General features: G+C 63.6%; 12 protein-coding genes. 4 read left to right on the top strand and 8 right to left on the bottom strand.

The features are described 5' to 3' along the window. Positions 1-6: 6 nt before the first annotated feature. The 3 genes from SC318_RS03215 to pbpC all read right to left on the bottom strand — a co-directional run bounded on the left by SC318_RS03215 (position 7) and on the right by pbpC (position 3,530). Positions 7-756, bottom strand: coding sequence for a methyltransferase domain-containing protein (locus tag SC318_RS03215; RefSeq protein WP_320429621.1), 750 nt, complete (start codon positions 754-756; stop codon positions 7-9). Continuing rightward, entirely contained in the window at positions 749-1,057 is a 309-nt protein-coding gene (locus SC318_RS03210) for a MazG-like family protein (protein ID WP_003188211.1), read from the bottom strand. Before SC318_RS03210 ends, SC318_RS03215 begins: the two co-directional genes overlap by 8 nt. Positions 1,058-1,217: 160 nt before the next feature. Beyond that, positions 1,218-3,530, bottom strand: a complete 2,313-nt coding sequence (gene pbpC, locus SC318_RS03205; protein ID WP_320431182.1) for a peptidoglycan glycosyltransferase PbpC — start codon at positions 3,528-3,530, stop codon at positions 1,218-1,220. Between the two features lie 141 nt (positions 3,531-3,671). Between pbpC and SC318_RS03200 the strand changes: the two genes are divergently transcribed. Continuing rightward, a complete protein-coding gene (locus SC318_RS03200; protein ID WP_320429620.1) occupies positions 3,672-3,965 on the top strand; it encodes a hypothetical protein in 294 nt (97 codons plus the stop codon). A gap of 115 nt (positions 3,966-4,080) precedes the next feature. Here SC318_RS03200 and SC318_RS03195 read toward each other — a convergent pair whose 3' ends face one another. After that, a complete protein-coding gene (locus SC318_RS03195; protein WP_320429619.1) occupies positions 4,081-8,979 on the bottom strand; it encodes an alpha-2-macroglobulin family protein in 4,899 nt (1,632 codons plus the stop codon). Positions 8,980-9,278: 299 nt separating this feature from the next. Between SC318_RS03195 and SC318_RS03190 the strand changes: the two genes are divergently transcribed. Further along, positions 9,279-10,622, top strand: coding sequence for an MATE family efflux transporter (locus tag SC318_RS03190; RefSeq protein ID WP_320429618.1), 1,344 nt, complete (start codon positions 9,279-9,281; stop codon positions 10,620-10,622). Positions 10,623-10,730: 108 nt separating this feature from the next. Here the strand turns inward: SC318_RS03190 and speA are convergent, their stop codons facing one another. The 4 genes from speA to SC318_RS03170 form a co-directional block, all read right to left on the bottom strand. Continuing rightward, positions 10,731-12,644 carry an arginine decarboxylase gene (speA, locus tag SC318_RS03185; RefSeq protein WP_320429617.1) on the bottom strand — a complete coding sequence of 638 codons (1,914 nt, stop codon included), beginning with the start codon at positions 12,642-12,644 and terminating at the stop codon, positions 10,731-10,733. A 142-nt stretch (positions 12,645-12,786) separates the two neighbouring features. After that, positions 12,787-13,158 (bottom strand): translation initiation factor Sui1, encoded by a 372-nt coding sequence (locus SC318_RS03180; protein WP_049710213.1) that lies wholly within the window; start codon positions 13,156-13,158, stop codon positions 12,787-12,789. 308 nt (positions 13,159-13,466) lie between these two features. Beyond that, the gene (locus SC318_RS03175) at positions 13,467-14,003 is read right to left on the bottom strand and encodes an NUDIX hydrolase (protein ID WP_320429616.1); all 537 of its coding nucleotides are present in this window, start codon (positions 14,001-14,003) and stop codon (positions 13,467-13,469) included. Positions 14,004-14,005: 2 nt separating this feature from the next. Further along, positions 14,006-15,073: a DUF2333 family protein gene (locus tag SC318_RS03170; RefSeq protein ID WP_320429615.1), complete on the bottom strand. Its 1,068-nt coding sequence runs from the start codon at positions 15,071-15,073 to the stop codon at positions 14,006-14,008. Between the two features lie 298 nt (positions 15,074-15,371). Here SC318_RS03170 and SC318_RS03165 point away from each other — a divergent pair, with 298 nt between their 5' ends. Both SC318_RS03165 and SC318_RS03160 read left to right on the top strand, forming a co-directional pair. After that, positions 15,372-17,042 (top strand): diguanylate cyclase, encoded by a 1,671-nt coding sequence (locus tag SC318_RS03165; RefSeq protein ID WP_320429614.1) that lies wholly within the window; start codon positions 15,372-15,374, stop codon positions 17,040-17,042. Between the two features lie 53 nt (positions 17,043-17,095). After that, on the top strand, positions 17,096-19,057 hold the full coding sequence (locus SC318_RS03160) for a methyl-accepting chemotaxis protein (RefSeq protein WP_320429613.1): 1,962 nt from the start codon (positions 17,096-17,098) through the stop codon (positions 19,055-19,057). Positions 19,058-19,199: the final 142 nt, after the last annotated feature.

Here is a 19,199-nt window from a genome sequence, read left to right as displayed (position 1 = left end):
GGCCGCTTAAACCGGGCGGCAGATCCAGTGTAAATAACGCCCAAGCCCGGCAAAGCTTGGGTGACGACGGTGAGCGAGCTCCATCTCCAACAGATCCTGCAGGTCGGCGCGCGCCTGGAACTCCACCGGCATGTAGTCGTGGAACACGCGCACGCCACTTTGGCTTTCGACCTGCCAGAGCCCGTCGAGTTGCGCCGCCAATTCCCGCGGGTCCAGCGGCTGTTGCGGGGTGAGGCTCTGCTTTTCGCCGGCCATGTCGTTCTTGCGCATCTTGCGAAAGTGGCCCTTGAGCAGGTTGCGGTAAATCAGCGCATCGCGGTTGTAGAACGCCAGGGATAGCCAGCCACCGGGCAGCGTCAACTGGTGCAACACCGGCAGGATCCCGTGGGGTTCGGCCAGCCATTCCAGCACGGCATGACACAGCACCAGGTCGTAGGGCTCGGTGAGCTGGCCAAGCAAGTCTTGCCACGGCGCATGGATAAACGTGGCGCTCTGCCCGGCTTCGGCAAAGCGCTGGCGTGCGCCTTCGAGCATGGGCTCGGCGGGCTCGGCCAGGGTCACCTGATGGCCGCGCTCGGCCAGCCACAACGACATGTGCCCCAACCCCGCGCCGATATCCAGCACCCGCAACGGGCGGTCCGGCAAGGCTTCGGTGAGGTCGGCCTGCAACACCGCCAGGCGAATCGCGCCCTTGGCGCCGCCATAGATCTTCTCGGCAAAGCGCGTGGCCAACTGGTCGAAATGGCGGTCACTCATGGGCAAACCGCCGTTCGCTGTCGGCCAGTTTTGCGCGCACCACTTCGTTCATGTCCAGGCCCAGCTCGCTGCACAGCAACAGCAGGTACAGCACGATATCGCCGACTTCCTGGCCGGCGTGCGCCAGCTTGTCGGCCGGCAACTGGCGTGACTGGTCTTCGGTCAGCCATTGGAAGATCTCCACCAACTCGGCCATTTCCACACTGGCCGCCATGGCCAGGTTTTTCGGGCTGTGGAACTGCTTCCAGTCGTTGGTATCGCGGATGCGGTGCAGGCGTTCGGTGAGGTGTTCGAGGTTCATTGGGGGCTCCTGAATGGGTATAGCTTCAGGGGGATGGGGATTGAAGGCAAGTGAATAGCGGTGGGGGTCTTGAGGACGCCATCGGGGGCAAGCCCCCTCCCACATTTTGAACGTATTCACAGATCAAAATTGTGGGAGGGGGCTTGCCCCCGATGAGGCCCTAGTCAACAACACTGAACTCAAGCCTGGCCGTCTGCCCCGCCTCATCCAGCACACTCAGTTGATAACGCCCCAATCGCTCGAAACTGGCGTTGATGAAATCCTGATTGGCACTGTCACCCAGCGGCGCCCCATTGAGGAACCACCAGCGCCGCCCGCTGCCGCCCAGGGCGGAAAGTTTCAGGCGCAGGGCTTGTTGGCTGGCGGCGGGCAAGCGCAGTTGGTCGCCTTCGCGCACGCCAACGATGGACAGCGGCGATGACGCCGCCAGTGCCGGCGGCGGGCATTGCGGGTCCGCTGCCGGGATGCGCGCTTCACGGCGCTCCACCCTGGGCAGCCACGGCTCCAGCGGCGCCGGCCACAGGGCGATGTGTTTCGGTTCGGCACCAGGGCAATGGGCATCGACCCGCAACCCCTTGGCGTTGACCCAGATGCTTTCCATCAAGCCCACGCTCAACGGTTGGTCCAGCGCCTGCAAGGTCGGCGGCGTGGTGTTGTCCAGGGTCCAGGCAAAGCGCTGGCGCCGACAGTTGGGATCGCTGCGGTTCATCGGCTGGCCCAATGGCCAACAGATCGCCGCCACGCCGACATTGGCCGGCACCGGCTTGACCGGTGCGCTGATGCCGCGCTGGCTGTCGCGGTTGGTCAGCACGTCGTGCACCTGCAACATCAAGGGCGCCGCCGACGCCAGGCCGAACTGCCCCGGCACCGGCGTGCCGTCCGGTCGACCGATCCACACGCCAATCAGGTAACGCGGGCCCACGCCAATCGCCCAGGCATCGCGAAAGCCGTAGCTGGTGCCGGTCTTCCAGGCCAGCGTCGGGCGTTGCACCAGTTCGGCCCGCGGGTCGCGGTCGGGGCGCGCCTGGCCGCTGAGGATACGTCGCACGATCCACGCCGCCCCCGGCGACAGTAACGGCCGCTCTCTCAGCACGTCATCCGGCTGCAAACGCAGGGTGGCGCTCTTGCCGTCGCGGGCGAAGGCACTGTAGCCGCTGACCAGGTCCTCCAGGCGGCTGCCCGCACCGCCCAGGATCAACGCCAGGTTCGGTTCGGCCAACGCCGGCAGCGCCAGCGGCATGCCACCGATGCGCATCTGGGCGGCAAAGCGTTTCGGCCCGTAGGCTTCCAGCAATTGCACCGCGGGCAGGTTCAGCGAGCTGGAGAGTGCCGTGCTCGCCGGCACCGCGCCGGTAAAGCCCATGGAAAAATTGCCTGGCCGGTAATCGCCGTAGCGGCGCGGCACGTCCTGCAGCAGGGATTCGGAATGAATCAGGCCATCGTCCAGGGCCATGCCATACAGGAAGGGTTTCAGGGTGGACCCGGGCGAGCGCAGCGCGCTGATCATGTCCACATGCCCGTAACGCTTGGCATCATTGATATCGACCGAGCCGAGGTAGGCGCGCACCGCCATGGTTTCTTCCTCGACCACCAGGATGGCGGCGGAGGTGTGCTCGGGCAACCGTGCGCGCCAACCCAGCAGCAGGTCTTCCAGACGGCGCTGCAACGTGGCATCCACCGTGGTGCGGATCAAAGGCGGGCTGTCAGGGCGGTTCAAGCGGCGCGCCAGCAACGGTGCCAGGCTCGGCTCCAGACGCGGCGCGAGCAGCAGAGGCTCTTCCAACGCCTCATCCACCGCCGCCTGTGGCCAGGCCTGGAACTCGGCGAGGCGGCGCAGCACCTTGTCCCGGGCGTGCTGGGCGCGCTGCGGATGACGGTCCGGGCGCAGGCGGCTCGGCGCCTGGGGCAATACCGCGAGCAGCGCCGCTTCGGCATGGGTCAATTGCGCCGGGGGTTTGCCCAGGTAAGCCCAACTGGCCGCCGCCACGCCCTGCAACGTACCGCCGAACGGCGCGCGGTTCAGGTACAGGTTGAGAATCTGCTCCTTGGACAGGTGCCATTCCAACTGCGCGGTACGCCACAGTTGACGCAACTTGCCGAGGAAGGTGCGCGAATGCGGGTCGAGCAAACGGGCCACTTGCATCGACAAGGTACTGCCGCCCGACACCACCCGCGCGCCGGTGAGGTTCTGCCACGTAGCGCGCGCCAGGGCCAGCGGGTTGACGCCGGGGTGGCGGTAGAACCAGCGGTCCTCATAGGTCAGCAGCGCGTCCAGGTAATACGATGATACTTCGCTGGTCTGCACCGGGTAGCGCCATACGCCGTTGGCGTCGGCAAAACGCCACAACGGCGTGCCATCCTCGGCCAGAACCACGCGCGCCAGGTCGTCCTGGGGCAGCGGCAACGGCCAGATGCGGTCGGCCAGCCATAGCAGCGCGATCACCAGCAGCACACTTGCCACGGTCCAGCGCAATAGCCGTGCAGCGGACCGCGTACGCCCTTGCGTGATTAATCTAAAATCCAAACCGGCAAACCTCTATGCTTACAGGGAACTCGCCCGCGTTATCGACAACCAAAGGCACAGATACGCCCTCCCTCTCATCAGGACACACACATGCAGGTAGAAAGCTTTTTCGAATGGCTGGGCCAGGCGCTCGGTTCGGTCATCCGCTTTATCGTCGACGGCCTCAGCGGCCTGTTCGGTGCCCTGACCCATGCCGGCGGCAACTTTGTAGAAGGCCTGTCGCGCACCCTGGGCATGGACACGTCGATCATCAGCATCATCACCCTGATCGTCGGCCTGATGCTGCTGTACTCGGCCGTGCGTGCATTCATGCGGGCGTCGATCATCATGGGGATCATCTGGTTGCTCCTGGGATTGTGGCTGCTCAGTTGGGTTGTGCACTAAGCCCAAGGATGTCCCCATGTGGGAGGGGGCTTGCCCCCGATAGCAGTGGGTCAGTCAATGCATCCGCCAACTGACCCACCGCCATCGGGGGCAAGCCCCCTCCCACATTGGTTTTTCAGCGCCCCTTGATCACCATGTCTGCCGGCGTTTCCCCCACTGCCTGCCAGTTGGGCCGGTACATCGACTCCACCTGCGGCGGCGGCACACGGTAGGTGCCCGGCGTCACGGCCCGCGCCAGATACAGCAGGTGCGTGGTGCCGCCATAGCCGTCCAGGTTCATCGCCGCCACGTAGCGGTCATCACGAAACTCCTGATGCTTGAGCGAGGCGTTCTGCATCGACTCGCGCCATTCCTTCACCTGGCTGCTGGCGTTCTCCAGACTGGCCGCGCTTTGCGCCAGGTTCTGGTTTTCCAGTTCCAGACCGGCAGGCAGCAGGTCCACCACCAGGGCGTCCGGCACCCGTTGCTTGGCGCTGACCGCCAGGTGCACCAACACCAGGTCGCCGCTGTTGAGGCTGTGCAGGTTCAGCGGCTGGCCGTTCATGCCCAGGTACTCGCGACGAATGCTCAGGTTCTCGCCGCCCGCTGCCGGCGGTACCTGTGGATAACCCGAGATCGTCAGTTGCTGGTAGACCGGCGCATCGCCCTGATTGGTCAGGCTCAGATCGCCAGCCAGCAGCTTGCCTTCCAGGTTCAGCGTCGGTTGTTGATTGTTCAGCTCATGCACCCCGCCGCTGCCATTGAACACGACCTTCCAGGCAGACTCAGGCTGAGTGAGTCCAAGTCGCCCGGCGAGGAACAGCGAATTACGCTCCTGAGTCGACAGGTACGGGCTGGCCGCCAGCTGGTCCGCCAGGGTGAACAAGCGCTCCTCGCGCTTGCCCTTGGCCAGGTCGTTTTCTTCCAGCAGGGCGAGGATCATCGCCTGGTCACGCAACGGGCTGCCGTAGTCGGCCAACCACTCCTTGGCGCTGCGCTGCGCGGCCAGGCCTGCGAGTAATGCCTGGTCCGCACGCGGCTGGTCACCCATTTTCTGCAGGGCGATGGCCAGCTGCACCAACGGCAAGCCGGACCGCGCATCGCTGCGTCGCTCGAAGATACTGCGCAAGGCTCCCAGCGGCGCCTGCTGGCTGCGCGCCAGGACCATGCCGGCGTAGGCCTGCACAGCGAAGCGGGTGTGCTCGGCGTTGTCGCTGTAGTCGACTTCGATCAGGTTGCGCTCCTGCACATAGCGCAGCAGACGCTCACTGGCTTTCTTCAGTGCCTCGGCCGGTACGGCAAAGCCCTGGTCACGGGCACGCAGCAGGAAGTCGGTGACATAGGCGGTCAGCCAATATTCTTCCTCGCCATCGGCGCCCCACAAACCGAAGCTGCCGTTGTAGCGCTGCATGCCCAGCAGGCGTTCGATACCCAGCTCTATCTTGCGTTTACGCTCGGCATCCGGCTCGCCCTTGATGCTCAGGCGTTTAAGCAATGCGTCATCGGCATACAGCGAGGGGTAGAGGCCGCTGGTGGTCTGCTCCAGGCAGCCATAGGGGTAAGCCTTGAGCGCACTGATTTGCGCGCCGAGGTTCAACGGCGGCCGGCTGGACAGGCTCAACAACGCCTCGCGTCCCGAGCTGTCGAACTGCTCCAGCGTGCCCGCAGGCAAGCTCCACGGCTGATCCTTGAGCACGGCGCGGTAGTGCTTGAGCAGCGCCGGGTACGCAGGGCGCACGCCCAGGGTCCATTCACGGCTGAACGGCGGCAGGTTTTCACCGGGCAGGTCCAGGCCGTTGACGGTCACCCTGACTTTGCCCTGCCCCAGGCCGCCCCAGGCTTTGACCGGGATGCGCAAGGTGGTGCGCTGGCCCTGTTTCAGTTCTACGCTTTGCGCGCCATTGGCGGCCAGTTCAAGTTGCCCTTCGGTGGTCAGTTGCACGTCGAGTTTCTGCGCCTTGCCCGACAAGTTGGACAGGTCCAGCGCAAGGGTGGTCTGGTCCCCCCCGGCCAGGAAGCGCGGTGCCGACAGCTCGGCAATCAGCGGCGCGGCGATGACCGTCTTGGCTTCGGCCATGCCATAGCGATCATCGCTCCAGGCCTGGGCCATCAGGCGCAGTTCACCGTTGAAGTCCGGAATATTGACGCTGACTTCGCCCTCGCCCTTTTCGTTGAGCGTGACCGGTGCGCTTTGCAGGGCGACGATGGTCACGCTGGTGTCCGGGCGCTTGCCGCCCTTGGCCAGCGCCGCATCGCCACCGAACGCCAGGCTGGCCAGACGGCCCTGTCCGGCTTCGATCAACTGGCCGTAGATGTCGAACTGGTCGACACCATAGCCCTTGCGGCCGAACAGGCTGGAGTACGGGTCCGGCGTCGGGTACTCGGTGATATTGAGAATCCCCACGTCGACCGCAGCCACCAGCACATGCACTTGCTTGGGCACACTGCCGTCGGCATTTTTCGCCGCGATTTTCACCGTGAGCGGCTGTTTGGGGCGCATTTTTTCCGGCGCGGTCAGCGTGACGCCAAGCTTGCGCTGGGTCCGATCCAACGGCAGGTGCAGCAGGCCCACCGCACGTTTGGGGGTGATATTGGCTTTGCGCTCGCCCGGACGGATCACCAGCGCGCTCACGTACAGGTCATGCCGCGACCATTTCGGGTCAAGCTTCACGGCGAAACTTTTGCCTTCGGCCGGCACGTCGATTTCCTGCCACCACAGCGGCCCCTCGGCGGACTCCACCAGCAGGTAGCCCTTGCCGGCAGCCGGCGGTGTGACGGTGACGTTGGCGGTGTCGCCATCGCCATAGGCGGGTTTGTCCAGCGCCAGCTTGACCTGATCGGGGCGCACGGCGCCGCCTTCGGTGTTGTCCTGGGCCTGGTAGCCGGCCCAGAAGCGCAGGCTGCTGATCAGGCCGGTTTGCGGGTCTTCGACCTCGACGCGGTAAGGGCCCCACTCCACCTGGAAGCTGACCTTGGCGGTGTCGCCGGCCTTGATGTTCAGGGTCTGTTCGTCGAGGTTGAGGAATTTCTCGTTGTAGTGATAGCTCCAGCCGTCACTGTCGGAATAGTTCCAGTAGTAGTCACGGCGCTCGCGCACCAGGCGCACCTTGAGGTTTTGCGCGGCGAGTTTCTGCCCGTCCTGGTTGGCGACCAGCACTTCGAATTCCGCCGGACCGTCGCCGTTGGTTTCAGTGCCGTCAAACAGCCCGCGCAGGCCCGGCAATTGCTCGGCCGGCCAGATCGGCTGTACCAGGCGCCGGGTGATCGGCCGCCCGCCCGACTCCTGCAGGCTGGCCTGCACGATCAGTTGCAGCGGCGAGCGGGCCTCGGCCCACTTGCTTTCCAGGGTCAGTTCTTGCTGGCCCTTGGCGTCGAGCGTGCTTTCGTCCAGTTCGAAATCCTGGCTCAGCTCTTCTTCGGTAACCGAGCCGAACTGGTAGCCCGGCAGGGCCTTGACCGCCTCGCGCAGCGGGCGCACATAAACCTGCCCGCTGACCCGATTGCCGGAGGCCGGCGCGCCGTACAGATAGCGGCCGTTGACCTGGATCACCGGGTTATCTTCCGGGCTCAGCGCGGTGTCGCTGCCCTTGAGTTCCAGCGCCAGGCGCTCCGGCAGGAAGTCTTCGACGAGGAACTCATACAGCTGCGGCTTGCCGTCGCCCAGGTCGAATACCAGCTGCCAGCGCCCGGTCGGCGCTTCGCCGGCCAGTTGCAGCGAATATTGATAGAGGCCGGAGGCATCGGCGTCCCACACGAATTTGCGGCTGACCTGTTCATCGGGGCGGCGCACTTCAACGCTCACCGGTTGCGGCTTGACGGCGTTGCCGTCCTTGTCGCGCAACAGGGCGTTGAGCAGCACGGTTTCACCGGGGCGATACAAGTCGCGCGGGCCGAACACAAAGAACTGCAGCGGATGGGACGGCTGGCCACCAATGTCGAACTCGGCCAGGTCCAGCGCGGCGCTGTCCAGACGCAACAGGCTGGTCTGTTCACCTTGTTTGGCCAGCAGCACTTGGGCTTTTTTCGGCAACGGCAACTCGGCGTGGCCACCGTCCTCAGTCTTGCCCTGACCGAGCACGCGGCCTTCGGCATCGAGAATTTCCAGCTCGACGCCATTCAACGCCTTGCCACCCTCCAGGGCCTGAGTAAAGACATCCAGGCGATTGGCGTAGCGGTGCACCGACAGGCCGATGTCACTCAAGGTGAACAAGGTGGCCGGTTGTGAGTAGTTATAGGTGCCCGAGGCACGCATCACGGCCAGATATACGCCAGGTTGCTGCAGTTGCTTGAGGCCGGCGATCGGCAGCAACAGGGTTTCGCGGGTGTTGCGCGCCGGGTTCAAGTCAAAGCGCCCGCCGTAGACCAGGTCGGCCATCGGCAGCAACTCGCGGGACTCGTAACTTTGCAGGCTGGTATTGCGCCCCCACTGCGCCAGAAACGACGGCAGGGACTCGGCCTTGATACGGAAGAATTCGACGTCGATCTTGTCGACGTTCAGCGCGATCACCGGCAAGCCTTCGGCCAGGCGCGTGGGCAGCAACGTGCCGCGACTGGCGAAGCCGACGGTGGCTTGCAGGTCTCGGGTTTCCAGGCGGGCGGTGTACTCGGCGGGCAGCAGGGCGTTATTCACCGCCTTGACGCCAGGGTCCACCGTGAGCACCAGCTTGCGCTGTGGCTCCAGGTGACGCAGGCGCAATTCCATCAGGTTGTCCGAAAGCTCCCAGGCGCCATCGACCTTGCCCGACTTGCTGTCCACCAAATGGACTTTGTCGGCGAACTTCTGATCGGGATCCAGCGGAATGGAAAAACTCACCGACAAAGTGCTGGCCCCGTCCAACTGCACCTCGGACACGTCCACCACACTCAACTCGCGCCCGGCGTAGCGCTGCTTCAACGCCGCCACATCCACCGCCGCCTTGGCCGGCTTGGGTGCCACGCTCGCCGCAGGGGCGGGTGGCGCAGACGGTTTATCGGAAGAATCGCAGGCGCTCAGCAGGGCCAGCGCGCAGGCCAGGAACAATCCTTTGTTAAGCATGGGGCACTCGTAGTCAGAGGAAACCGGGGGGTGAACTATATATCAGCGCAAGCCAAGCCGCTGTGGCGCCGATCACATTGACCGACGGAGGGTGAGGCCGGTTCTCGGCGGACTCAAACTACAGCCAAATCTCACACACACAGGTGATCAAAATGTGGGAGGGGGCTTGCCCCCGATAGCAGGGTGTCAGGCAACAAATTTGTTGCTGATGTACCGCCATCGGGGGCAAGCCCCCTCCCACATTGGATCTGCTGTGCGACTAAGGGCCGGGTACAATGCCGCTCCACCAAGGAGCCTTCATGACCACCCTGCTTGCCGACTGGCGCCACCGCCCCACCCATCGCCGGGTCTGGGCCCTGGCCGCACCGATGATCCTGTCGAATATCTCCGTGCCGCTGGTGGCCCTGGTCGACGGCATGGTCATCGGCCACCTGCCCCACGCCCACCAACTGGGCGCCGTGGCCGTCGGAGCCAGCCTGTACACCTTCCTCGCCTGGGCCATGGGTTTTCTGCGCATGGGCTCCACCGGTTTTGCCGCCCAGGCCGCGGGGCGCAATGACGGCGCGGCCTTGCGCCAGATCCTGCTGCAGGGCCTGCTGCTGGCGCTGGGGCTGGCAATGCTGTTGGGCACCGTGGGCATTCCGCTCAGCCATCTGGCGCTGACGTGGATGCAGCCCTCCGCCGAACTGAACCAACTGACCCGTGAGTTCTTCCATACGCGTCTGTTCGGTCTGCCTGCCGCACTCGCCAGTTACGCGCTGGTCGGCTGGTTCCTCGGCACCCAGAACGCCCGTGCGCCGCTGGCGATCCTGCTGACCACCAACCTGGTCAACATCGCGCTGAACCTGTGGTTCGTGCTCGGCCTGGACTGGGGCGTGGTCGGTTCGGCGCGCGCCTCGGTGATTGCCGAGTGGACCGGCGCCCTGCTCGGCCTGGCCCTCACGCAAAAAGCCCTGCGCGCCTACCCTGGGCATATCGCCTGGGCGGCGCTGAAACGCTGGCAAAGCTGGCGCCCGCTGCTGGCGGTGAATCGCGACATTTTTATCCGCAGCCTGGCGTTGCAGTCGGTGTTTTTCATGATCACCGTGCAAGGCGCGCGCCTGGGGGACGCGACCGTGGCGGCCAATGCGCTGCTGCTCAACGGGCTGCTGCTGACCGCCCACGCGCTGGACGGCCTGGCCCATGCAGTCGAAGCCCTGTGCGGCCACGCCATCGGCGCGCGTGACCGCCAGGCGTTAAGGCGCTCATTAGTGGTTGCCTGTGGCTGGTCACTGATCGCAAGCGTTGGTTTCGCGTTGCTGTTCACCTTCGCCGGTCATTTGTTTATCGCGATGCAGACCGATATTCCAAGCGTGCGCGAAACCGCCGACCGCTACCTGCCCTACCTTGCGGTACTGCCGTTGATTGCGGTGTGGAGTTATTTGCTCGATGGGCTGTTTATCGGCGCAACGCGAGCGCGGGAGATGCGCAACGGGATGTTGCTGACCGTGCTGCTGGTGCTGCCGGTGGCGTGGGCGCTACAGGGGTTGGGCAACCACGGGTTGTGGATAACCTTCATGTTGTTCATGGCAGTGCGCAGCCTGACGCTGTGGGCGATTGCCTGGCGCTTGAATCGGCAAGGACTGTGGCTGGGCGGTAGCTGAAGAAACCCGATCCAAATGTGGGAGGGGGCTTGCCCCCGATAGCAGAGTGTCAGGCAACAAGTTTGTTGCTGATATACCGCTATCGGGGGCAAGCCCCCTCCCACATTTTTACGAGGACAAGTAAGAAGAGCGAGTCAGACCCAAGCGCAGCGCATCCAGGAACTGGGTACGCTCGGACGCCGTGATCTTCGCGCTGGCGCACTTGTCGCGGTAGTGCGTCATCAACTCCTCCGGGGACAAGTGCACATAGCGCAGCATGTCTTCGATGGTGTCGTGGGTCTCGATACCGGCGCTGTACACCGAACCGTCTTCGCGCTGGTAGATGTTCACCGAGTCGGTGTCGCCGAACAGGTTGTGCATGTCACCGAGGATTTCCTGGTAGGCACCGACCAGGAAAATGCCCAACAGGTAGTCTTCGCCCTCGTTCAAGCCATGTACCGGCAGGCTGGTCTCGATGCTCTGCTCGTCGACGTACTGCTTGATCTTGCCGTCGGAGTCGCAGGTCAGGTCTTGCAGCACGGCGCGGCGCAGCGGCTCTTCGTCGAGGCGATGCAGCGGCAGGATCGGCAGGACCTGGCCGATGGCCCAGGTGTCCGGCAGGCTCTGGAACACCGAGAAGTTGCAGATGTACTTGTCGGCCAGTTTGTCGTTGAGTTCGTCCAGCACCTGGCGGTGCGAGCGCTGACGGGCTTTCAACGAGTTGTGCAGGCGACGGCATACGGCGAAGTAGCACTGCTCGGCCAGGGCTTTCTCGGCCAAGGTCAGTTTGCCATCGGCGTACTGGGTGGCCACGTCGCTCATGTAGTGAGTGGCGCGCCAGTAGGTTTCGGTGACCATCTCGATATCGGTCGGGCCGAGCAGGTCCACCAGCCATTGCACGGTTTCCGGCAGGCTTTCCTTGTTCTCGATGGTCGGGATTTCGTCGTTGTGTTTCTCGACGTCCGTCACCTGCACCACCAGCATGGCGTGGTGGGCGGTCAGCGAGCGGCCGCTTTCGGAGAAGATGTGCGGGTGCGGCAGGCTCTGCGCGTCGCAGAATTCCTTGAGCATGCCCACTACCACACCGGCGTAGTCGTCCATGTCGTAGTTGATCGAACTGGCGTTACGCGAGTGAGTACCGTCGTAGTCCACGCCCAGGCCGCCGCCCACATCGATGTGGTCCACCGGCAGGCCGAGGTTGCGCAGTTCGCCGTAGTAACGAATGGCTTCCTTGAACCCATGCTGATAGTCCGCCAGGTTGGCGATCTGCGAGCCCATGTGGAAGTGCAGCAGGCGGATGCCCTGATCGAGGCCTGCCGCGCGGAAGCGCTCGACCACCGACAACAGTTGCGCCGCCGACAACCCGAACTTGGACTTCTCACCGCCGGTGTCCGCCCACTTGCTTGAAGCCAGCGACGACAGGCGCACGCGCAAGCCCACCTGCGGCTTGACCTTGAGGCTGGCGGCCTCTTCGATCACCAGCTCGACCTCGGATTCTTTCTCGATCACGATAAACACGTTGTGGCCGAGCTTCTGGCCCATCAGCGCCAGGCGAATGAACTCACGGTCCTTGTAACCGTTGCAGACGATGGTGCCGCCTTTTGGCGCCAGGGCCAGCACGGCCAGCAGCTCAGGCTTGGAGCCGGCTTCCAGGCCAATGGAGACGTTCTGGGTGGCAATGATGTTTTCGATCACCGCTTCCTGCTGGTTCACCTTGATCGGGTACAGCGCGGTGTATTTGCTCTGGTATTCCAGGCGTTCGATGTTCGAATCGAAGGCACCGGTCAGCTGGCGTACACGGTCTTGCAGGATATCGGGGAAGCGCACCAGCAAGGGCAACGACAGACCACTTTTGCGCAGCTCGTCGACTTGCTCGTACAGATCGACGGGCGTGCTGTTCGGACCGTTCGGACGGACTTCTACGCGACCGGCTTCATTGATCGCGAAATAACCGGCCCCCCAATGGCGGATCCCGTAAACACTGCGGCTGTCCGCAACTGTCCATTGGCTGCCATCGTCTTTGCGTGTGCGTCGTACGGACATTGAAGTCCCCTATATATGAAGGCGAAGGCGCCACCTCAAGCGGAGGCTGGCGCAGTCTAAAGAATGAAAATGACGATTTGCCTGTAAGGGAGGTAGACCTCGCTAGCAGGACAGAGTTTAGACACAGGTTGGGAAGAGGCTTTCAGCCGCCGGACTTCTTGGCCTTGTAACCGAGCTTGATCAGCTCGGCCAACAGCAGTTCGACATGCTCGCCCTGGATCTCGATGACCCCGTCTTTCAACGCGCCACCGGTGCCGCAACGCTTTTTCAGCGTGGTGGCCAGCTCCTTGAGCGCATCTTCGGCCAGCGGCACGCCAGTGATGGTGGTCACCGTCTTGCCGCCACGGCCTTTGCTCTCGCGGCGCACGCGGGCAATGCCGTCGCCTTCGGGGATCAGGGTTTGTTTGCAGGTGCACGCGTCCACGGGCTGACGACAGTCCGGGCAGTGTCGACCTGCGTCGGTGGAAAATACCAGGCCACCAAGGGCGGCGAAGGATGCGGCTTTTTTGGCCACCGGCAATCCTCTTGGGAGGATGAAGACAGATCGGCGCCGCACAGGGCGGTGACCGACCGCGAAGCCCCACTCAGGCAGGGGCAGCGCTACCGAACCGTCAAGGTCAACAACCCTTGTAGGAGCGAGCTTGCTCGCGAAGATCGTCAACGATAACGCGGGCATTCAGGCAGCACGCGGTGTCTTGGCGTTTTTTCGCGAGCAAGCTCGCTCCTACAGGATGAAACATTCGCGGTTCGGGTGAAAAGGCGCGCAGTGTAACGGCAAAAAGCCCCGTTGCTAAGAGCCAAATGGCGCCAATTTATGCAACTTTAGCGACGTGAGGCGAGATAGCGCCGCAAGCCTTCCTGGGCGTCCGGGCAGTAGGGCTTTTGCCGGGCCTGCGCCAGCACCGTTTCGATGGGCAGGAAGCAGGCTTCCATGACTTCTTCAGGCTGCAGGCGCAGGGGCCCGTCCCATACCGCCGAGTAGGATTTGCACCACAACCGGCTGTCCCCGTCCTCGAAGTAGAAATGGTCGTGCTCGGTCAGTTCCACCCCGCTCACCCCCAGCTCTTCCCCCAGTTCGCGGGCCGCGGAAACCGCATAGCTCTCGCCTGCCGCCACCATGCCGCCGGCCGCCGTGTCCCAGAACCCCGGGTACAAGGCTTTGCTCAGGGTGCGTCGATGCACGCATAACTCACCCTTGGTGTTGAACAGGAATATGAAGGTGCAACGGCCGATCAGGCCGCGCTGGCGAAGGTCGGACCTGACCAGGTGGCCGAGCAGGTTGTCCTGCTCGTCCACCCAGCAGATCAGTTCAGCATCGGAAGCCGCGCGGTGTGCGGCCTCCCGTTGAGTAGCGTCCATCATCAACCCTGGTTGAGGAGCTGACGCAAGTCGATCACTGCAGCGTTGGCCCGGGAAATGTAGTTGGCCATCACCAGCGAATGGTTCGCCAGTACACCGAAGCCACTGCCATTGAGAATCATAGGACTCCACACCGGTTCCTGCGAGGCCTCCAGCTCACGAATGATCTGGCGCACGCTCACGGTGGCGTTCTTCTTGGCCAACACGTCGGCGAAATCGACTTCGATGGCGCGCAGCAGGTGGGACAAGGCCCACGCCTGGCCGCGGGCTTCGTAGAACACGTTGTCGATCTGCATCCATGGGGTTTCCACCACTTCTTCATCGACCTGCGGCACTTCACCCGGCGCCAGCGCCTCGGTTTTCAGCGCGGTGTTCAGCTTGACCCGGCCCACGCTGGCCGACAGGCGTTGCGACAGCGAACCCAGGCGGGTGGCGACGTCGCCCAGCCAGTTGTTCAGGTTGTCGGCGCGGGCGTAGAACAGCGCGCCCTTCTGGTTCGGGTCGGACAGGCGTGCTTCGTAGCGGCTCAGGGAATTGATGCCTTCCTGGTATTCCGACTCGCTGGACGGCAGCACCCAGCTCCGGTTGTCGAAGTTGAAACGCGGCTCGGCCTTGGCCAGGTCAGCGTCTTCGGCCGACTGCGACTGGGAGCGAGCAAAATCTTTACGCAGGGCGCGGGTCAGGTCACGCACCTGCACCAGCACGCCGTACTCCCAGCTTGGCATGTTGTCCATCCACAGGCCTGGCGGGAAACGGTCGTTGGAAATGTAGCCACCGGGCTTGTTCAGCAAGGTGCCGACCACGGTCTTGACGGTTTCGACGGTGGTGTAGCCGATCACCATCTGCTTGCCTTCCTTCTCGGCGGCAAGCTGGGCGTTTTGCTGGACCGGGAACAGCGCCGGCTCCTGGCTCCAATACCAACCCAGGCCACCGGTGACCAGCAGGTACAAGCAGATCACGCTGAGCAAGGCGCGGCTCATCAGCAGGTTGCGCAAGTAGCTGCGGTTGGCCGACTTGGGCTCAGGGGCGGGGCCTTTGGCACTGCCTTCGCGGTTTTTCCAGTCCAGCATGGCGATATCCTTTCAATCACTTGAGTTCATGCACATCAATTGTCCGGGTGCGGTCAAACACTCCGACCACAACCCTACCCCATCGTGCCCATCGGTGCGGGCTTTTAAACCGAATTGGCGCATACCAGCGGTTGGACTATAAAGGATGCACGCGTTTTACACAGCGCGACCATGAGGTCAGAAAATGAATGACACAGACTTGTACTTAATTGACGTATGACACTCATGCAACAGAAAAAGAGGTGCTAGCATAAGGCCACCAGCCAACCTCAGCACGCACCCTCACAGTAGTCCGGATATGACCGAGCCAGAAGACCCCAGCCGCGAGCGTCTCAAGCAGCACTTTGCCCAGCGGGTAATTCATCAGGCACGTCAAATTCTTGAGATCTGGCAGCGCCTGCAACGCAGCGAATGGTCCAACGCCGATTTTTCCGAGCTCAGCGAAGCCAACCTGCGCCTGCTGCGCTTTGCCGAGCGTTTCGAGCAGCCCGAACACAGCCAACTGGCCCGGCATATTGGCGACTCCCTCAAGGCGGTGGACGAAAACCGTGGCCGCTTGAGCAGCCAATTGATCAGCGAACTCAACCGCTTGATGCAGCGCCTGTCGCGCACCGGGTTGCGTCAGGGTGATCAGCTTGAGCAAACCCTGCTGCCGCCGATGCGCAAGCCGATCTACGTGATGCTGGCCGACCACGACCGCGCCGAGCGCCTGGCCAAGCAGCTGGAATTCTTTGGCATGAGCGCCCAATCCCTGGACAGCGTCGCGGCTTTTCGCGCTTCCATGGCCGAGCGCCTGCCGTCGGCAATGGTGATGGACGTGGATTTCTGCGGCGCCGGGCTGGGACTGAAGCTGGCCGCCGAAGCCCAGCAGGGTCTGGAGCAGAAGCTGCCGCTGCTGTTTTTCAGCCTGCATGAAACCGACACCCCGACCCGCCTGGCCGCCGTGCGCGCCGGCGGCGAAGAATTCCTGACCGGCACGCTGGAAGCCTCAAGCCTGCTGGAAAAGATCGAAGTGCTGACCTGCGTCGCTCAATATGAGCCGTACAAAGTGCTGATCATCGATGACTCCCGCGCCCAGGCGTTGCACACCGAGCGCCTGCTCAACAGCGCCGGCATCGTCACGCGCACCTTGATCGAGCCGATCCAGGCGATGGCCGAGCTGGCGGACTTCCAGCCCGACCTGATCATCCTCGACATGTACATGCCCGCCTGTACCGGCACCGAACTGGCCAAGGTGATTCGCCACAACGACCGCTATGTCAGCGTGCCCATCATCTACCTGTCGGCCGAAGACGACCTGGACAAACAGCTGGATGCGATGAGCGAAGGCGGTGACGACTTCCTGACCAAACCGATCAAGCCGCGCCATCTGATCACCACCGTGCGCAACCGCGCCGCGCGTGCTCGCAATTTGAAAGCGCGGATGGTGCGCGACAGCCTGACCGGGCTGTACAACCACACGCATATCCTGCAATTGCTCGAAGACTGCAGCTTCCGCGCCCGTCGCGAGAACAAGCCGTTGAGCTTTGCCATGCTCGACATTGACCACTTCAAGCGGGTCAATGACAGCCACGGTCACCCCATGGGCGACCGCGTGATCAAAAGCCTGGCGTTGTTTCTCAAGCAGCGCTTGCGCAAGACCGACTTCATCGGCCGCTATGGCGGTGAGGAATTCGCCATCGTCATGCCTGACACCGACCTCGAATCGGCGTGCAATGTGCTGGACGAAATTCGTGGGCGCTTTGCCGAAATTCACTACCCGGCTCAGCCGCAGGATTTATGGTGCACCTTCAGCGCGGGGCTGGTGGAGCTGTGCGACGGCTCCGACAGCCTGACGATGGCCGCCCAGGCCGACGAGGCGCTGTACCGTGCCAAGAATGCCGGACGCAACCGCGTGCAAGCCGCGCGCACATCAAAGCAAAGTGCCATCTTTTCACCGGAATCCACCCAATCGGTCATAACTTTGTAACGAAAGCGCAATAACTTCAGGCACTTATCTTTTGCTGTCGGTTGAAACCACGCATGCGCCTGAAGCTGCTGACCAATCTCAATACCCTTCTGCTGGTGGCCGTGTGCCTGGCCCTCGGGGCGACGCTGTGGTGGTCGCAACGGGCGCTGGAGCGCCCGTACCTGTTGATGGAACGCTATCTGGGACTGTCCCAGGCCTTTGAAAACCAGGCCGCACGCAATATCGACGACTACCTGGCCAGCGGCGACGCCTTGCGCTTGAGCAGCGCCGCCCAGAGCCTGGAAGACCTGTTGCAGCAACTCGCCCCCTTGCCGCCCGAGTTGGCGCAGAGCCTGCGCCCCAGCCTCGCGGAGCTGGATGCCTTCAGCAAAACCGACCTGCTCGCCGCCGGCAAACTGGCCGGCGACCCGCAAGCGCTGTTACTGCAAGCCGAACGCGAACTGGGAGCGAACCTGGAGCAACTGAGCCAGTACGCCAGCGCTATCGATTCTGCGGACGCGGCGCGCTATCTGCCACCGCTACTGGGCGCCGCGCAACACCTGGGCAAGCTGTCCCTGGCCCGCGACAAACTGGTCAGCAGCGGGCGCGCCGAACTGGCCGATGAGGTTGAACGCGAAATCGCCGCTATCCGCACCCAGGCCGACCGGTTGGCGCAGTTGCCTTTGCTGGGCGTCAAAGCCAGCGTCGAATCCAGCAGCGACGATTTTTCGGCGCTGATGGGCCTGCAGAACAGCGAAAAAACCGAAGCCCAGGACACCGGCGTGGACCTCAAGCGCGAACTCAACAGCCTGCTGACCCGCTACCCCGCCGAACTCAAGCGCACCCGCGAACAGATCCAGCAACGCACCGACCTTGCCGCCGCCACCCACATCAAGATCGCCCAGGTGCGACAAGCCATCGCCGGCCTGGAGCCGGTAGTGCGCGCGCAACACGCCAGGATCCAGGGCGAAGTGCGCCTGATGCAGGGACTGATGATTGGCCTGATCCTGCTGATCGCCCTGTTGATCGATACCCTGCAGCGCCGCCTGGCGCGGGTGCTGACCAACCTCGCGCCGGCGCTGTCCACCTGGGCCGAAGGCAACTTCAGCCAGCCGATCGCCCTGGGCCGGACCAACCGTGAACTGCACGATATCGAAGCCTCGCTCAACCGCCTGCGCGACTACCTGGTGGCCCTCGTCGGCACGATTCGCGGCAACGCCGAAGCCGTCGCCGGCAGCAGCCGCGCCCTCGCCGAACTGAGCAGCGGCCTGCACGATGGCGCCGAACGCCAGGCCGGGGACACCGCGCAGATCCGTGACTCCCTGGGCGAGCTGGAGGCGACCATCCAGCAAGTGGCGGGCGATGCCAGCCAGGCCGCAGGCGCCAGTCGCAGTGCGGGCATAGCAGTAGAACAAGGCCAGCGCGTCATAGGCCTGAGCTTGACCGGCCTGCATGCGCTGGTGGGTGAAGTGCAGCAAAACGCACAGATGATCGAGAAACTTGCCGAAGAGTCCGCCACCATCGGCGGCGTACTCACGGTGATCCGCTCGATCGCCGACCAGACCAACCTGCTGGCGCTCAACGCGGCAATCGAGGCGGCCCGCGCCGGTGAAGCCGGACGCGGTTTTGCCGTGGTCGCCGACGAAGTGCGCTCCCTGGCCCAACGCACCGCGGGCGCCACCGCCGAAATCCAGGGCCTGATCGCCGGCCTGCAAACCGCCGCCCACCAATCGGTGCAGGGCATGCGTGCGCAGGTCGAACACGCCGAAGCCACCGCCGAACAAGCCCAGGCCGCCGATGGCGCGCTGGATGAAATCGTCGGGGCGATCCAGACCATCTCCGAGACCGCCGTGCGCATCGCGGATGTGACTGCGCAGCAAAGCGGTGCGGTGAGCGAGATCCGCGACAACAGCGAGCGGATTCACCAGTTGGGCGAGGACAACCTGCTGCGTATCGGCCAAGGCCGTCGCCAGGGCGAACACCTGCTGGTGCTGGGCGGGCAGCTCAACACCGCGGTGCAGGCCTTCCGCGTCTGATCTTCCATCCAGTGAAGATCGAAATGTGGGAGGGGGCTTGCCCCCGATTGCAGTGTGTCAGTCCCAGTATCTGTAACTGATGCACCGCTATCGGGGGCAAGCCCCCTCCCACATTGGATCCGGCGCGATCTTGTGACTGTAT

The organism is Pseudomonas sp. MUP55 (genome assembly GCF_034043515.1).
Classification (GTDB): domain Bacteria; phylum Pseudomonadota; class Gammaproteobacteria; order Pseudomonadales; family Pseudomonadaceae; genus Aquipseudomonas.
Note: the sequence above shows the minus strand (reverse complement) of the source record. Positions and strands in the feature narration are given on the sequence as shown.

What these genes read in the sequence shown, in the direction of transcription:
- SC318_RS03170 (WP_320429615.1), bottom strand. Translation starts at nt 15,073, where the DNA reads ATGCTGGACTGGAAAAACCGCGAAGGCAGTGCCAAAGGCCCCGCCCCT.
- SC318_RS03175 (WP_320429616.1), bottom strand. Translation starts at nt 14,003, where the DNA reads ATGGACGCTACTCAACGGGAGGCCGCACACCGCGCGGCTTCCGATGCT.
- SC318_RS03195 (WP_320429619.1), bottom strand. Translation starts at nt 8,979, where the DNA reads ATGCTTAACAAAGGATTGTTCCTGGCCTGCGCGCTGGCCCTGCTGAGC.
- speA (WP_320429617.1), bottom strand. Translation starts at nt 12,644, where the DNA reads ATGTCCGTACGACGCACACGCAAAGACGATGGCAGCCAATGGACAGTT.
- SC318_RS03215 (WP_320429621.1), bottom strand. Translation starts at nt 756, where the DNA reads ATGAGTGACCGCCATTTCGACCAGTTGGCCACGCGCTTTGCCGAGAAG.
- SC318_RS03200 (WP_320429620.1), top strand. Translation starts at nt 3,672, where the DNA reads ATGCAGGTAGAAAGCTTTTTCGAATGGCTGGGCCAGGCGCTCGGTTCG.
- SC318_RS03165 (WP_320429614.1), top strand. Translation starts at nt 15,372, where the DNA reads ATGACCGAGCCAGAAGACCCCAGCCGCGAGCGTCTCAAGCAGCACTTT.
- SC318_RS03160 (WP_320429613.1), top strand. Translation starts at nt 17,096, where the DNA reads ATGCGCCTGAAGCTGCTGACCAATCTCAATACCCTTCTGCTGGTGGCC.
- SC318_RS03190 (WP_320429618.1), top strand. Translation starts at nt 9,279, where the DNA reads ATGACCACCCTGCTTGCCGACTGGCGCCACCGCCCCACCCATCGCCGG.
- SC318_RS03210 (WP_003188211.1), bottom strand. Translation starts at nt 1,057, where the DNA reads ATGAACCTCGAACACCTCACCGAACGCCTGCACCGCATCCGCGATACC.